Here is a 15,224-nt window from a genome sequence, read left to right as displayed (position 1 = left end):
GGAGCGGCCGCAGGCCGCCGGGGGCAGAGCCCCCGTTCGCGCTCCCCGCCTGCACCGCCCGCCTGCACCGCCCGCCTGCGCCGCCGTTCCCGCCGCCCCGGCGCGGCGCTTCAGCCCCGCGCGCCGGCGCCGCGCCGGGCCGTCCCGTTTCCGGCCCCGTTATCGGCCTCGTTTCCGGCCCCGTTTCCCGCTCCATTCACGGCGCCATTCCCGGACCCGGGCCGGCCCAGCTCGGCCATCGGCACCCGGTGGGTCTCGCGTGCCGAGAAGGCCGCCGCCGCCGCGATCACCGTCACGCCGAGCGTGATCGAGGCCACGGTCAGCCAGACATTGGCCGATCCGGGCGGGGCGAGGGTGGCGAAGACCGCGGGCATCATCGCGGTGATCATGGTCCCGAGGTTCTGCGCCATCGCGACCGAGGACACCCGGGTCCGGGTCGGGAACAGCTCGGGGTAGAAGCTGGGGAAGGTGGCATTGTAGCCCTGGTAGACCACGCCCCACATCAGCAGCGACATCAGAATCGCCAACGGCACCGAGTGGATCGAGATCGCGTAGAGATAGCCGAAGGACAGCAGCCCCGCCCCGAGCGCGCCCGCGATCATCGGCGGGCGGCGACCGATGCGGTCCGACAGCGCGCCGACCATCGGGATGATCGCGCAGGCCAGCACGTTGCCCACCACCGGGATCCACAGGTAGACGTCGGCATGGAAGCCGATGCCATAGGCCTCCTGCACCGCATAGGCCGCGCCGAAGATCGTCGCCACCACCGGGATCGTGTTCATCAGCGACATCAGCGCCACCCGGACCATGTCGCGCCAGCCCAGGCGGAAGGCCTCGATCACCGGCGAGGCGCGGTCGGCCTCGGGCGCATCCGTGGCGAAGGCCGGGGTCTCCTCGACCTCGCGGCGGATGATCCATCCCGCGAGGATCACGATGGCCGACAGCAGGAACGGCACCCGCCAGCCCCAGGCCAGGAAGGCCGCGGGATCCATGTAATGCGCCAGCGGCAGGAAGACGGCGGCCGCCAGCACCTGCCCCGCCTGCACGCCCTGCAGGGTGAAGCTGGCGAAGAAGCCGCGCCGGCCCTCGGGCGCGTGCTCGAGGATCATCGAGCTTGCGCCCGAGATCTCGCCCGCGACGGCGAAGCCCTGGATCAGCCGCAGCACCACCAGGAGCGCGGGCGCGAGGATGCCGACCTGGCCATAGGTCGGCAACAGCCCGACCGCGATGGTCGAGAAGCCGATCATGAACATGCAGGTCAGCAGCACGCGCTTGCGCCCCAGCGTGTCGCCCAGGTGCCCCAGCACCATCGCCCCGATCGGCCGGGCGATGTAGCCGACGCCATAGGTGGCGAGCGAGGCGATGATCGCCACGCGCGGGTTCTCGGAGGGGAAGAAGATCTGCGGGAAGATCAGCGAGGCCGCGGTCGCGTAGATGAAGAAGTCGTAATATTCCAGCGCCGAGCCGATCCAGCCGCTGGCCGCGGCCTTGACGGACTGGCTGGCGGGGCGGCGCCCGCCGGGGGAGTGCTGCGTCATGTCGATGTCCTCCTCTGCCCGGGGAGCCCCTGAGGGGGCGGGCAGCCTGTCAGGCAGAGCATCGATTGCGTGCACCTGCAACAATCAAGATCGCCGCAGGTATTAACATCGTGTTAACCTTCACCTCCGCGGTCCCGGTGCGGGCCGCAGGCGCCCCGCGCTGGCAGGCGCGGGGTCTGGCGGGATCTCGCGGGACTTGCCGGGCGCGTGACGGCGCTGCGCTTGGCGCGTGCCCGTTCAGTGCAGGCCCGTTCAGTGCATGCCCTTGCGGATCCGGCGCAGGCCGGCCCAGACCGCAAGCACCACGACCGGCACCAGGATCGCGGCGGTCACCGATTTCGGCAGGTGCCAGGCCTCGGCGAAGGGGTAGGCCACGTAGTTGACCAGGCTGAAGGCATAGTAGCTGATCGCGACGACCGACAGCCCCTCGACCGTGTGCTGCAGCCGCAGCTGCAGGTCCGACCGGCGGTCCATGCTTTCCAGCACGCGCTGGTTCTGGCCCTGGCGCTCGACATCGACGCGGGTGCGCAGCAGGTCGCCCGCGCGGGTCGCGCGCTCGACCAGCTGCTGCAGCCGCCGCTCGGCCGATTTCACCGTGCGCATCGCCGGGTCGTAGCGGCGCTGGAAGAATTCCGAGAAGCTCTGGCGCCCGTCGTAGCGTTCCTCGCGCATCACCTCGAGGCGCTGCAGCACGATCGCCTCGTAGGCGCCGGTGGCGCCGAAGCGGAAGGCGTGGCGCGTGGCCTCGGCCTCAAGCTCGGCCGCGATCGCCAGAAGGTCGTGCAGCCGGTCCTCGGCGGGGCGGCCGTCCTCGGCCATCGCGGTGACCAGGCCCGCGAGGCGCGGCTCGATCCCGTTCAGCGCGCCATTCAGCTCGCGCGCGCGCCACAGCCCCAGCATCGACATCGCCCGGTAGGTCTCGACCTCGCACAGCCGCTGCACGATGCGGCCGATCCGGCGCGGACCGGTGTCGGGGCGCACGAAGACGGCAAAGCGCATCTGCCCGGCCGGGTCCAGCCGGAAGTCGCCCGCGATCACCGCGTCCCCGCCCGAGACCCGGCTGACGGCGAGGCTTTCGCCGACGAACCAGTCGTCGAATTTCGCGTGCAGCTCGGTCTCGGTCTCGGGCATCAGCTCGACCCGGATCAGCACCGCGGCCAGCCGCCCGCCGGGCGCCGCCGCCAGCCAGTCGGCGGGGAAGATCTCGGCCTGGGCCGGGTCGAAGGCGCGCGGCGACAGGCCCTGCGAGAAGGCGGAATAGGTCACGAATTCGGTGTGGCTTTCCCATTTCAGCTCGTGCCGGCCGAGGCCGGTCGAGTAATGGGTCGCGCCGGGTTCGGGCCGGCTGCCGCCGTGGCGGTGGATCAGGTCGACGAGATGGGCCATGTCGCGCGCGCGGTCGCGGTTCGCGGCGTCGACCGGCTCCTTGATCGCGAGATAGACCGCCTCGCAGGGCGCCGAGAGCACCGGGAAGGGCCGTGCGTGCAGCTCGTTCACGAGCGGATAGCGCAGGGGGTGATCGTCGAACTGCATGGCCTACCTTGGGAATTCGCTGCGGCGTCCGCCATCCGCTAGCGCGCCGCCGCCCCGGGTTCACGCGGAAAGCGAAGCCGCGGGCGGCATGCGGAGGTATCCTTGCGTTTGTGCAACGCTGCCGCCGGCCCGCCGCACCGTGGCCCGCAAAGGCATCGCGTGCCCGCCCCCCGCGCCCGCGCGAGGCCACAAGGGGCCGCGACGGGACGCCGAGACTGGGAGGGACGAGTGAGCACCAAGACAGGGCACAGAGACTGGGCACCCGGACCGGTGTCGCGGCGACGGAGCGCGCCCCCGGCCAGCGTCCGCCAGCCGGGGGCCCCCGTGTCAGTCGCGGGCAGGCCGCGTGCTCAGAAGCTGGTGGTCAGGCCCAGCCAGAGCCGGCGGCCCTCGATGACGGCATTCGACGCCTCGAGCCCGACGCCCTCGTCGAAGACGTTGTAAAGCGCCCCGTTCACGGTCGCATGGTCGTTGATCGCGTAGCTCGCGCCGAGATCGACGGTGGTGTAGCCGTCGTACTTGTAGGCGATCACGCTGCCCGCGTCGTTGGTGCGGTAGGGTGTGCCGTTCGAGCCGATGCGCGCGCCCGCGTTGATCTCCTCGCCGTGGTAGGTCACCGCGCCCCAGGCATCGAGCCCGGCGACCGGCGTCGCCCAGTCAAGCCGCAGCGAGGCCGCGTTCTTGGGCGTGCGCATCAGCGGCAGGCCCTCGTAATCGCCCGACTGCATCTCGCTCTCGGTGTAGGTGTAGCTTGCGCGCATCGACAGATCGGGCGTCAGGTCAAAGCGCGCCGTCAGCTCGATCCCCTGCAGCATCGCGTCCGAGACATTGTCCCAGGCCCAGCGGTTGTAGGTGTTGCCGTTCTCGATGGTGACGCGCTCGCCGGTGTTGAAGCTTTCGATCTTGTCGGTGAAGTCGGTGCGGAAGGCGGTCGCGCCCAGCTCGACGCCGCGGTCGGCGATCCGGCCCTGCCACAGCACGCCCAGCTCGTAGCTGGTGCTTTCCTCGGGCTTCAGGTCGGGGTTCGCCACGATCACGCCGCGGCCCTGCTGGGTGGTGTAGTAATAGCCCTCGGCGATCGAGCGCAGGTCGGGCGTGCGATAGCCGGTCGAGACGCCGCCCTTCACCGTCAGGTCCGGCGTGGCGTTCCAGACCGCGTAGATCCGCGGCGAGACATGGCCGCCGAAATCCTCGTCCTCGGTATAGCGCGCGCCGAGCGTCAGGGCGAAATCGGGATGCAGGCGCCACTCGTCCTCGGCATAGACCGCCCACTGGTCGCGGCTCCAGCTGCCCTCGGTGGCAAGGCCGGGGTTCTGGTCGTCAAGCTCGTTGCGCTGGAACTGCAGGCCCGAGACGACGGTATGGGTGCCCGCGGCGGTGAACGGCGTGGTCAGCTTGAAATCGGCGACGGTGTTGGTGATCTCGGGGCGGCGGTCGTCGCGCACGAGGTCGCCGTCGTCGTCGACCGAATAGGTGGTGCGCCGGCCCTCTTCCCGGGTCAGGGCGAAATCGCTGGTCGCCCAGCCCCAGTCGCCCTTGTGGGTCAGCGCGTAATGGGTGCGGTCGTTGTCCTGCCGGTCGTCGTCGCCGCCGGCCTCGACGGTGTTGCCCACGCTCGCGTCGCGCTCGATCTCGGAGCGGCCAAGCTCGAAGCCGAATTCCTGGCCCTCGGCCGGGGTCCAGGTCAGCCGCGCGGTCAGGTCGCGGTCGTCGCGGCCCTGCGGCCCGTCGATGATGCCGCTTTCGGCCTTGTCAAGCCGCCGGCCCCAGAGCTGCAGCCCGAGCTTGTCGGACACGATCGGCCCCGAGAGGTAGAACGAGCCCTGGGTCGAGGCGCCGTCGCGCGAATGCTCGGGCTGTGTGGTCTCGATCGTGGTCGAGCCGGTCCATTCGGGCGACACCGGCTTGGTGATGATGTTCACCACGCCCCCGATCGCGTCCGAGCCGTAGAGCGAGGACATCGGGCCGCGCACGATCTCGATCCGGTCGATGGCGGCGACGGGCGGCACGAAGCTTTGTTCATAGCCCGACGAGCCGTTGGGGCGGCTTTCGCGCGTGCCCTGCCGCTTGCCGTCGACGAGGATCAGCGTGTACTGCCCCGGCAGCCCGCGGATCGAGATGTCCTCTTCGTTGGGCACGCCGGTGGTGACGACGCCCTGCGCCTCGGCCAGTGCATCCGACAGGCTGGTGACGCTGGCCCGGGCCAGCTCTTCGCCGGTGATCACCGTGACCGAGGCCGGGGCATCGGCGACGTTTTGTTCGAACCCGCCGGCGGTGACGACGATCTGATCCAGCGTGAGGGTGCCGGTGCTGTCCTGCGCGGCCGCCGTGCAGACGAGGACCGGTACCAGGGCGGTCGAACCGAAAAGGGTGTAAAGCGCGCGCGCCGGGGTGCCGCGCCGAGGGAACGTGGTCTGCATGTCAGGTCCGATTGGTGGGAGTGTCGCCTGGGGATCGGCACCGGGGCGCGAAACCTGAGTATTACGGTAAACTATCCGCGATCGCTGTGATGTCAACCGCTTGCCGGGGGGACGTCGGCGATGCGGCAGATTGTCCCAAGGCGGGGCGCGCCGTTAGCGCAATCACCTTGGAAGGCACGCCAAAGGTCTGATGCCGCCGGGGCAACTGCGGGTCCTCGCGTGCTTGTGAAACATTCTTTCGCGGTGTTAAGTGTGCCCGACCAAGAACTGTCACGGCGGTGCCGGCCGTCGCGTATAGGGAGAACCCGTTTGAAGATCGGATCACCGAGAGAGACTTTTCCGGGCGAGGCGCGTGTCGCGCTGACGCCGGACTCGGCGGCTCAGCTGAAGAAGCTGGGGCATGAGAGCTTTGTCGAGGCCGGGGCCGGCCTTGCCGCCGGCATCACCGACGCCGCCTACGAGGCCGCGGGCGTGACGGTGCTGGCCGATGCGGCCGCGCTTTATGACGCGGTCGACGTCGTGGCCAAGGTGCGCCCGCCGACCGAGGCCGAGGTCGACCTGCTCAAGACCGGCCAGACGCTGATCTCGTTCTTCTACCCCGCGCAGAACGCCGAGCTGATGGAGCGTGCCAAGGGCCGCGGCGCGACGGTGATCGCGATGGACATGGTGCCGCGCATCAGCCGCGCGCAGAAGATGGACGCGCTGTCGTCGATGGCCAACATCGCGGGCTACCGCGCGGTGATCGAGGCGGGCAACAATTTCGGAAGGTTCTTCACCGGACAGGTCACGGCCGCAGGCAAAGTGCCGCCCGCCAAGGTGCTGATCGTCGGCGCGGGCGTCGCGGGTCTTGCCGCCATCGGCACCGCGACCTCGCTGGGTGCCATCGTCAACGCCTTCGACGTCCGCCCCGAGGTGTCGGAGCAGATCGAGTCGATGGGCGCCTCGTTCGTCTTCCTCGACTTCGCCGAGACGCAGACCGACGGCGCGACCACGGGCGGCTATGCCGCGCCCTCGAGCCCCGAGTTCCGCGAAGCGCAGTTGAAGAAGTTCCGCGAACTCGCCCCCGAGATGGACATCGTCATCACCACGGCGCTGATCCCGGGCCGCGACGCGCCGGTGCTGTGGACGAAGGACATGGTCGAGGCGATGAAGCCCGGCTCGGTCATCGTCGACCTCGCCGCCGAGCGCGGCGGCAACTGCGAGCTGACCGTCAAGGACGAGAAGATCGTCACCGACAACGGTGTCACGATCGTCGGCTACACCGACTTCCCCAGCCGGATGGCCACGCAGTCCTCGCTGCTTTACGCGACCAACGTGCGCCACATGATGGCGGACCTGACGCCGGGCAAGGACGGCGTCGTCAACCACAACATGGAAGACGACGTGATCCGCGGCGCCACGGTCACCCACCAGGGCGAGATCACCTATCCCCCGCCGAAGCCGAAGGTGGCCGCGATCGCCGCCGCGAAGCCGAAGGAGAAGGTCAAGGAGCCGACCCCCGAGGAGAAGCGCGCCGCCGAGACCGCCGCCTTCAAGAAGGCGACGATGACGCAGGTCGGCATCCTCGTCGTCGGCGGGCTGATCCTGCTGGCGCTCGGGCTCGTGGCGCCCGCGTCCTTCATGCAGCACTTCATCGTCTTCGTGCTGTCGGTCTATGTCGGCATCCAGGTGATCTGGAACGTCGCGCATTCGCTGCACACGCCGCTGATGGCGGTGACGAACGCGATCTCGTCGATCATCATCCTGGGCGCGCTGATGCAGATCGGGGCCGGCCACTGGCTGGTGGTGATCCTGTCGGCGCTGAGCGTGTTCATGGCCGGGATCAACATCTTCGGCGGTTTCATGGTCACGCGGCGCATGCTTGCCATGTTCCAGAAGTCGTAAGGGGGGGCCGCATCCATGGAATACGGATTCACCACGGCCGCCTATGTCGTCGCGGCGGTTCTCTTCATCCAGTCGCTGGGCGGGCTCTCGGGCCAGGAAAGCGCCAAGCGCGCCGTGTGGTACGGCATCGTCGGCATGGCGCTGGCGGTCCTGGCCACGCTGATCGGCCCCGGTTCGGGCAACTGGCTGATCTCGGTCATCCTCGTGATCTTCGGCGGCATGATCGGCGTCATCGGCGCCAAGCGCGTGCAGATGACCGAGATGCCGCAGCTGGTCGCGGCGATGCACTCGCTCGTCGGTCTCGCGGCGGTGTTCATCGGCTTCAACACCCACATCGTGCTGGGCTCGGTCTATGACATCATCGTCGAGCACGAGACCTCGGGCATGCTGCCCGAAAGCTACAAGCTGCTGTCGGGCTTCACCGCGCTCGTCGCGCACAAGACCATGGTCGAGGTGTCGATCCTGCGGGTCGAGACCTTCCTGGGCGTGTTCATCGGCGCGGTGACCTTCACCGGCTCGGTCATCGCCTTCGGCAAGCTCGCGGGCAAGGTCGACGGCAAGGCCAAGAAGCTGCCGGGCGGTCACCTGCTGAACGCGGCGGCGGCGCTGATCTCGCTGGTGCTGCTGGTGGTCTACATCCAGACCGGATCGAGCCTGGCGCTGATCGTGATGACGCTGGCGGCGCTCTTCATCGGCTATCACCTGATCATGGGCATCGGCGGTGCCGACATGCCGGTGGTGGTGTCGATGCTGAACAGCTATTCGGGCTGGGCGGCGGCGGCGATCGGCTTCTCGCTGTCGAACGACCTGCTGATCGTCGTCGGCGCGCTGGTCGGCTCCTCGGGCGCGATCCTGAGCTACATCATGTGCAAGGCGATGAACCGCAGCTTCGTCTCGGTCATCCTCGGCGGCTTCGGTGGCACCACCGGCCCGGCGATGGAAGTGACGGGCGAGCAGATCGCGATCGACGCCGACGGTGTCGCCTCGGCGCTGAACGAGGCGGATTCGATCGTCATCGTCCCGGGCTACGGCATGGCCGTGGCGCAGGCGCAGCAATCGGTGTCGGAACTGACGCGCAAGCTGCGCGCCAAGGGCAAGAACGTGCGCTTCGCGATCCACCCGGTCGCGGGCCGTCTGCCGGGGCACATGAACGTGCTGCTGGCGGAAGCCAAGGTGCCCTACGACATCGTGCTCGAGATGGACGAGATCAACGAGGACTTCCCGGAGACGGACGTCGTGATCGTCATCGGCTCGAACGACATCGTGAACCCGGCCGCGCAGGAAGATCCGAACTCGCCGATCGCGGGGATGCCGGTTCTGGAAGTGTGGAAGGCGAAACAGGTGTTCGTGTCGAAGCGCGGCCAGGGCACCGGCTATTCCGGCATCGAGAACCCGCTGTTCTACAAGGACAACACCCGCATGTTCTACGGCGACGCCAAGAAGTCGATCGACGGCCTCCTGCCGATGATCGACTGATCCCGCCGGGATCGAACAGGGGAAGGGGCGGTGCCGCAGGGCGCCGCCCCTTTCGCTTGCGCAGTCCCTTCCGCTTGCACAGCCCCTTTCGCTTGCACAGCCCCTTCCGCTTGCGCCGGGAGCGGGCCCGCCGCGCCGCCATGCCCCGCCCCGCCGGCGGCCCGATCGGGGCACCGCATGCGGCCGCGGGCCGCCGCGGGCAGGCGGCCGAAGGACACGACGGCGCGCCGCACCCGCCCCTCCCCCCGGCGCCGCGACGCCAAGCGGCCGAGCGCCCCGGCCCGGATCGCCGCCGGGCGTCCACCGCCCCCGCGGGCGGGAAAGCGGCCCGTCCGGCCCCGGCATCGCCCCCGGTCCAGCGCCCCGGCCTGCCCCGCGGCCGGGAACCGCCATGCCGCGCCGTCGTTTGACCCGGACCACGCGCCCCGACGGAGAGCCGCCCGATGCCGGATACCGCCGCCCTGCCCGACCACGAGATCCTGCTGGAATTCACCGAGGCCCGGCGCCTCGCGCATGTCGACGACCCGATCCGCAAGGACCTGTCGACCGCGACCCGCGCCGGCGACAGCCTGTTTCTGTCCTGCGACGAGACAGCGGGGATCGAGCGGCTGACCCCGGTCGCGGGCAGCGGCGGGCGGCACTGGGGCAATCACCGCCATTTCAACCTCGGCCGGATCATCGACCTGCCGGACGGGCCGAAGGGCGAGATGGACATCGAGGGGCTGTATCACGACGCGGACCCGGACGGCGGCTGGCTGTGGGTCTGCGGCTCGCATTCGCTCAAGCGCAAGCAGCCCCGGCATGCCCGCGACACGCCCGAGGCCTCGCTTGCGCGGATGGCGCGGATCGGGCGCGATCCGAACCGCTACTTCCTCGGCCGGCTGCCGCTGGTGCGCAAGCGCGGCGGCATGGCGCCGGTGCTGCGCGACGGCGCACGGCAGGCGGCCTGGGTCAAGCTGAAGCGCCACCGCTCGAAGCTTCTGGGCTGGCTCTCGGACGACCCGCATCTCGGTGCGTTCCTCGGCCTGCCGTCGAAGGAGAACGGGCTCGACATCGAGGGGGTGGCGGCGGACGGGCTGCGGGTCTGGCTCGGGCTGCGCGGGCCGGTGCTGCGCGGCCACGCGGTGGTGATCGAGATGCGGATGAAGCTCACCGGCAAGGGCCACCTGAAGCCGCGCCGGATCGACGGCGACCGGCGCTATCGCAAGCACCTGATCCCGACCGGCGGCCAGGGGATCCGCGACCTGACGATCGACGGGCGCGACCTGGTGATCCTGACCGGCCCGGCGCTCGCCGGCGACGGCGCGGCCGAGGTGCTGCTGTGGCGCGGTGCGCTCGACCACGAGGCCGGCGCCACCCACCCGCCCGAACGCGTGACGCGGCTGGCCGGGCTGCCCTACCGCGGCGGACTCGACCATCCCGAGGGGCTGGTGCCCTGGCCCGAGGCCGCGCGCGACGGCCGCCCCGCCTGGCTCGTGGCCTACGACAGCCCCGACCCGGTGCGGCTCGGCCACGGCCCTACCTGCATCACCGCCGACATCTGGCACCCCGAGACCGGCTGACCGCCCCCCTCCCGGATCGCGCCACCGCGCCCCCACCCGGTCCTGCCACCCAAGATGGCCGCCCAAGACCACTGCCCGATGCCGCCCCCCGACACGGCACCCGACACGGCCTCCGACACGGCCCCTCTGTGCCGCCCCTCAGGCGCCACGTCCGGCGGCCACAGCCAGCCCTTGCCCAAGCGGGCGCTGCACGAACCCGCCTTTCGCATTGGCCCAAATATCCCGGAGGGCAGCGCGCCCCGCGCCCGCCGCCCTGCCGCAGCCCGCCCCCCCCCAGACGCCGCCCAGCCGCCGCCGGGCGCGCATTCGCCCTTGCCGAGACCGGGCGCGGCTTGTAGCCCTGCGATGACCCGTCCCAGCCGCCCGGATCCAGCCCATGCGCCTCCTGCCCGAAGCCGTCATCCCCGAACTGCCGAACTACTACCGCGGCAAGGTGCGCGAGAACTACGACCTGCCCGACGGGCGTCGGGTGATCATCGCCACCGACCGGCTGTCGGCCTTCGACCGGATCCTGACGCGGATCCCCTACAAGGGCGAGATCCTGACCCAGATCGCGCGCTACTGGTTCGAGCGCACCGCCGACATCTGCCCCAACCACGTGCTCTCCTACCCCGACCCCAACGTGGTCGTGGGCACGCGGCTCGACATCCTGCCGGTCGAGATCGTGGTGCGCGGCTACCTCGCGGGCACGACCTCGACCTCGATCCTGCCGCGCTACCGCAAGGGGCAGCGCACGATGTACGGCATCACCCTGCCCGACGGGCTGCGCGACAACGACAGGCTGCCGCATCCGATCATCACGCCGACCTCGAAGGCCTTCGACGGCGGCCATGACGAGCCCCTGTCCGAGGCCGAGATCCTGGCCGAGGGGCTGCTGACGGCCGAGCAATGGGCCACGGTGTCGGACTATGCGCTGAAGCTTTTCGCCCGCGGCCAAGAGATGGCGGCGAAGAACGGGCTGATCCTTGTCGACACCAAGTACGAGTTCGGCACCAACGCCGCGGGCGAGATCATCCTCGCCGACGAGATCCACACCCCCGACAGCTCGCGCTACTGGATCGCCGAGGGCTGGGAGGAGGCCGTGGCAAGCGGGATGCGGCCGCAGAGCTTCGACAAGGACTTCATCCGCGCCTGGGTCGTCGACCGCTGCGATCCCTACAAGGACGAGATCCCCGAGATCCCGCTGTCGATCGTCGAGCGGACCTCGGACGTCTATGCCCAGGCCTTCGAGGCGATCACCGGCCAGGCCTTCGTGCCGGACCTGTCGGGCGCGACCGTGCTTGACCGGATCCGCGCGAACCTCGCGCCGCTGTTCTGAGCCGGGGCGCGCGGCGGGGGCGCCGCGCGGTTCCCCCCGGGGCATCTGGCCCGGGATATTTGAGCAAAGTCGAGGGCGCGGCCGCTCAGGCCAGGATCGTGCGCGCGGCGCAGGCGATGCGGGCCTCGATCACCGGCCAGGCGAGCGGCTGGCCCATCATCGCGCGGTTGACCGGGTCGGTCACGATCATGTCGTGAAACATCACCGCCGCGTCGCCGGTCCTGGCGGCATCGGCCAGGTGCCCCTCGAGGACGCGGCCGATCATCGCCTGGCTCGCGCGCGGGCCGGCGGCGTACCAGTCGGCCATCAGGTCCGGAAACCGCCCCGAGGCGCCCAGCACCATGCGCTGGAACGCCAGATGGCGCGGGTCGAGCAGCTGGCGCAGCAGCGTGCGCCCGATGATCCCCAGCGCCGCCGCAGGCTCGACCCCGGCGAGGTCGAGCGCGGCGACGGGCGACAGGAAATCGCGGCTGAGCGCCTGCACCACCTCGCGAAACAGGCCCTCCTTGCCGCCGAACTGGCGGTAGACATTGGTCTTCGATCCGCCGGCCCGGGCGACGATGCCATCGACCGAGACCCCGTCGAGACCCTGCGCCAGGAACAGCTCGGCCGCGGCGGCGATCAGCGCCTCGTGCCGCGCGGCGCCGCGCGTGGACAGCTGCACCGGGCGCCCGGCGGTGTCGGTCGCGCCAGTCTCCTGCGCCGTCTCGGGGGGGGCGTCGATCGCGGGGTCGGTCATGTCAGTCGGCGGCCTTCTGGTGGGCGGAGGGGGCGTGATGGACCGCCGGGCGGAAGGCGCGGCGATCGACGCGCTGGCCATAGAACAGCGATCCGATGACGATGGCCACCCCCAGCACCTGCACCGCGCCCGGCACCATGCCGCGCACCACGATGTCGAGCGCGAAGGCGGTGACCGGCGTCAGCAGCAGCATCGGCGCCACCGCCGCCGGGCCCGCGCCCTGGATGCCCTGGAACCACAGCACGAAGGCCAGCGCCGTCAGCACCAGCGCCACGATCGCGAGGCCAAGCAGGTTGGCCGCGGAAAGCCTGGCCGGGATGTCGCCGCTCAGGCCCGCGACCACGGCCAGCTCGGCCCCGGCGATCAGCATCTGCCAGGCGGTGAGCGTCACCACCGAGGCCGGGCGGCCCCACTTGTGGGTCAGCGTCGCGCCAAGCGCCACCGACAGCGCCGCCCCCAGCGCCGCGGCGATGCCGATCCCGTCGAGCGCGGCCCCTCCCCTGAGCACCACCATCGCCACGCCCACCGCGCCCGCGACCACCGTCGCAAGCTTGGCCCGGGCCGGGATCGCCCCCAGCATCGGCCAGGCGAGAAGCACCATGAACAGCGGCCCGAGCGCCTGGAACGTCGCCGCGACCCCGCCCGGCAGCCGGACCGCGGCGACGAACAGCAGCCCGAAGAACAACCCGTTGTTGAGCGTGCCCAGCACCGCCAGCCGCCCCCACCAGCCCGCCGGCGGCAGCGCCCGCGCCAGCAACAGCAGCGGCAGCCCACCGCCCAGCGCGCGCACCGCCGCGTTGAACATCGGGTTCGCCGGCAGGAGCGTGGTGGTCAGGATGTAGGTGAACCCCCACAGGATCGTGGCGAGCGCGGCAGAGACCAGGGGCGGCAGGCGCATGGCTGTTCCTCGTGCGAAAATGACGCCGACAGCGAAATCATACCGTTCCGTATTCAGTCAATACGATTCGGTATCATTCCAGTGGCAGCGGGCGCATCCCGGCGCCGATCACGGGCGCGTCAAAATCCGCGGCGCCGCCTTTCCGGGCAGCGGATCGCCGCCTATACCCAAGGCATGTTCGGAAACATCCTGCGCCAGATGCTGGCCCCCGCCCCCGACCGCCTGCCCGAGCCCGACGCCGATCTGGCGCTGGCGGCGCTTCTGGTGCGCATCGCGCGCGCCGACGACAGCTATGGCGCGGACGAGGCCGCGCGGATCGACCGCGTGCTGTCGCGCCGCCGCGGCATGGCGCTGACCGAGGCGACGGCCCTGCGCCGCGAGGCCGAGGCGATGGAGGCCGAGGCCCCCGACACCGTGCGCTTCACCCGGGCGCTGAAGGACGCGGTCGATTACGACTATCGCACCGGGGTGATCGAGGCTTTGTGGGAGGTCGCGCTGGCCGACGGCGCGCGCGACGCCGAGGAGGATGCGATCATCCGGCTGGCCGCGAACCTCCTGGGCGTGACCGATCGCGACAGCGCGCTGGCGCGCCAGCGGGTCGAGGCGCGCGGCGCCTGAGCGCCCCGCCCCCCGCCTGCCGCCCACATCGGCCGGCCTTGCCGGCGGGCGGGCGAAGCCCTTAGGGTCGGGGCCGATCCCGCTGCCCGAGGTTTCCCGATGCCGCCCCCCTTCGCCGCCCTGCCGATGTACGACCGCCCCGAACTCGGCGCGGCGCATGACGCGCTCTGGGCCGCGATCCGCGACCGGCTGCGGGCGGGCGGGACCGCGGCGCCCGACGCGCTCGACCGCGAGCGCGGCCTGTTCGAGGGCTGGCGCGATCCGGGGCTGGTGCTGGGGCAGGCCTGCTCGCTGCCCTACCGCGCGATGCTGCGCGACGCGGTCACGGTGATCGGCACCTTCGACTATGCCCTGCCCGAGACCGCGCCCGGATACTACCACAGCGTGATCGCGACGCCGGCCGGGGCGCTGCCCGACAGCATCGCGACCGCGCGGATCGCGATCAACCAGCCGCACAGCCAGTCGGGCTGGGCGGCGATGACCGAGTGGCTGGCCCCGCGCCGGGCGCTGCCCGAGACGGTGCTGGAAACCGGCGGCCACCGCGCCACCGCCGTGGCGCTGGCCGAGGGGCGCGCCGACCTCGGCGCGATCGACGCGGTGACCTGGCGGCTGATCGAGCGGTTCGAGCCCGACCTGGCCGCGCGCATCGACATCGTCGACCGCAGCGCGCGCACGCCGGCCCTGCCGCTGATCGCGGCGGCGGGCAGCGACGGCGCGGCGATCGCGGCGGCGGTCGCGGCGGGTCTGGCCGCGGTGCCGGCCGCGGCGGCGGCCCTGGGGATCGCGGGCTTCGTGCCGATCCCCGCCGACACCTATCTTGCGCTGCCCATGCCGCCACCAGCCCCCGGGCATGCGCCCAACAATTGAGCATTCCGCCAAGTCACCCTGCCGGGAAAGATTGCAATCGGGCGCCAACTGCGTCCTAGTGACGCAAACGCCCAGCGAAAACAGATGCAATTGCCCCAGTCCGACCTCGCTTCCCAGACCGTGACATCGCCCGCGGCCGTCATCGAGATCCGCGACCTTCACAAGAGCTACGGCGCGCTCGACGTGCTCAGGGGCGTGTCGATCGCCGCGCGGCGCGGCCAGGTGGTGTCGCTGATCGGCTCGTCTGGATCGGGCAAGTCGACGCTGCTGCGCTGCTGCAACCTTCTGGAGGACAGCCAGCAGGGCGAGGTGATCTTCGAGGGCGAGCCGGTACGCTGGCAGGGCACGGGCGGCGCGCGCCGCCCCGCCGA

General features: G+C 70.8%; 12 protein-coding genes. 7 read left to right on the top strand and 5 right to left on the bottom strand.

The window, feature by feature from the left end:
- Positions 1-110: 110 nt before the first annotated feature.
- The 3 genes from V8J39_RS01500 to V8J39_RS01490 all read right to left on the bottom strand — a co-directional run bounded on the left by V8J39_RS01500 (position 111) and on the right by V8J39_RS01490 (position 5,491).
- Positions 111-1,538: an MFS transporter gene (locus V8J39_RS01500; RefSeq protein WP_336459101.1), complete on the bottom strand. Its 1,428-nt coding sequence runs from the start codon at positions 1,536-1,538 to the stop codon at positions 111-113.
- A gap of 252 nt (positions 1,539-1,790) precedes the next feature.
- Complete coding sequence (locus V8J39_RS01495) at positions 1,791-3,071, bottom strand: DUF3422 family protein (protein ID WP_336459100.1); 1,281 nt, start codon at positions 3,069-3,071, stop codon at positions 1,791-1,793.
- Between the two features lie 350 nt (positions 3,072-3,421).
- Positions 3,422-5,491: a TonB-dependent receptor domain-containing protein gene (locus V8J39_RS01490; protein WP_336459099.1), complete on the bottom strand. Its 2,070-nt coding sequence runs from the start codon at positions 5,489-5,491 to the stop codon at positions 3,422-3,424.
- Between the two features lie 309 nt (positions 5,492-5,800).
- Here V8J39_RS01490 and V8J39_RS01485 point away from each other — a divergent pair, with 309 nt between their 5' ends.
- The 4 genes from V8J39_RS01485 to V8J39_RS01470 all read left to right on the top strand — a co-directional run bounded on the left by V8J39_RS01485 (position 5,801) and on the right by V8J39_RS01470 (position 11,731).
- A complete protein-coding gene (locus V8J39_RS01485) occupies positions 5,801-7,375 on the top strand; it encodes a Re/Si-specific NAD(P)(+) transhydrogenase subunit alpha (RefSeq protein WP_336459098.1) in 1,575 nt (524 codons plus the stop codon).
- Positions 7,376-7,390: 15 nt separating this feature from the next.
- Entirely contained in the window at positions 7,391-8,851 is a 1,461-nt protein-coding gene (locus V8J39_RS01480) for an NAD(P)(+) transhydrogenase (Re/Si-specific) subunit beta (protein ID WP_336459097.1), read from the top strand.
- A 443-nt stretch (positions 8,852-9,294) separates the two neighbouring features.
- Entirely contained in the window at positions 9,295-10,413 is a 1,119-nt protein-coding gene (locus tag V8J39_RS01475; RefSeq protein WP_336459096.1) for a DUF3616 domain-containing protein, read from the top strand.
- A 376-nt stretch (positions 10,414-10,789) separates the two neighbouring features.
- Positions 10,790-11,731 (top strand): phosphoribosylaminoimidazolesuccinocarboxamide synthase, encoded by a 942-nt coding sequence (locus tag V8J39_RS01470; protein WP_336459095.1) that lies wholly within the window; start codon positions 10,790-10,792, stop codon positions 11,729-11,731.
- A gap of 85 nt (positions 11,732-11,816) precedes the next feature.
- Here V8J39_RS01470 and V8J39_RS01465 read toward each other — a convergent pair whose 3' ends face one another.
- Together V8J39_RS01465 and V8J39_RS01460 are read right to left on the bottom strand one after the other, a co-directional pair.
- Positions 11,817-12,470, bottom strand: coding sequence for a TetR/AcrR family transcriptional regulator (locus tag V8J39_RS01465; protein WP_336459094.1), 654 nt, complete (start codon positions 12,468-12,470; stop codon positions 11,817-11,819).
- Position 12,471: 1 nt separating this feature from the next.
- Positions 12,472-13,368 carry a DMT family transporter gene (locus V8J39_RS01460; RefSeq protein ID WP_336459093.1) on the bottom strand — a complete coding sequence of 299 codons (897 nt, stop codon included), beginning with the start codon at positions 13,366-13,368 and terminating at the stop codon, positions 12,472-12,474.
- 174 nt (positions 13,369-13,542) lie between these two features.
- Here V8J39_RS01460 and V8J39_RS01455 point away from each other — a divergent pair, with 174 nt between their 5' ends.
- From V8J39_RS01455 to V8J39_RS01445, 3 genes are all read left to right on the top strand, one after another.
- A complete protein-coding gene (locus tag V8J39_RS01455; protein ID WP_336459092.1) occupies positions 13,543-13,986 on the top strand; it encodes a tellurite resistance TerB family protein in 444 nt (147 codons plus the stop codon).
- Positions 13,987-14,085: 99 nt separating this feature from the next.
- Positions 14,086-14,853: a phosphate/phosphite/phosphonate ABC transporter substrate-binding protein gene (locus V8J39_RS01450; protein WP_336459091.1), complete on the top strand. Its 768-nt coding sequence runs from the start codon at positions 14,086-14,088 to the stop codon at positions 14,851-14,853.
- 84 nt (positions 14,854-14,937) lie between these two features.
- Positions 14,938-15,224, top strand: a 287-nt coding sequence (locus V8J39_RS01445) for an ATP-binding cassette domain-containing protein (RefSeq protein WP_336459090.1), incomplete at its 3' end; no start/stop codon positions are given.

This window comes from Frigidibacter sp. MR17.24 (assembly GCF_037095655.1).
Classification (GTDB): Bacteria; Pseudomonadota; Alphaproteobacteria; order Rhodobacterales; family Rhodobacteraceae; genus Frigidibacter.
This window is presented reverse-complemented; position numbering and strand designations above follow the sequence as displayed.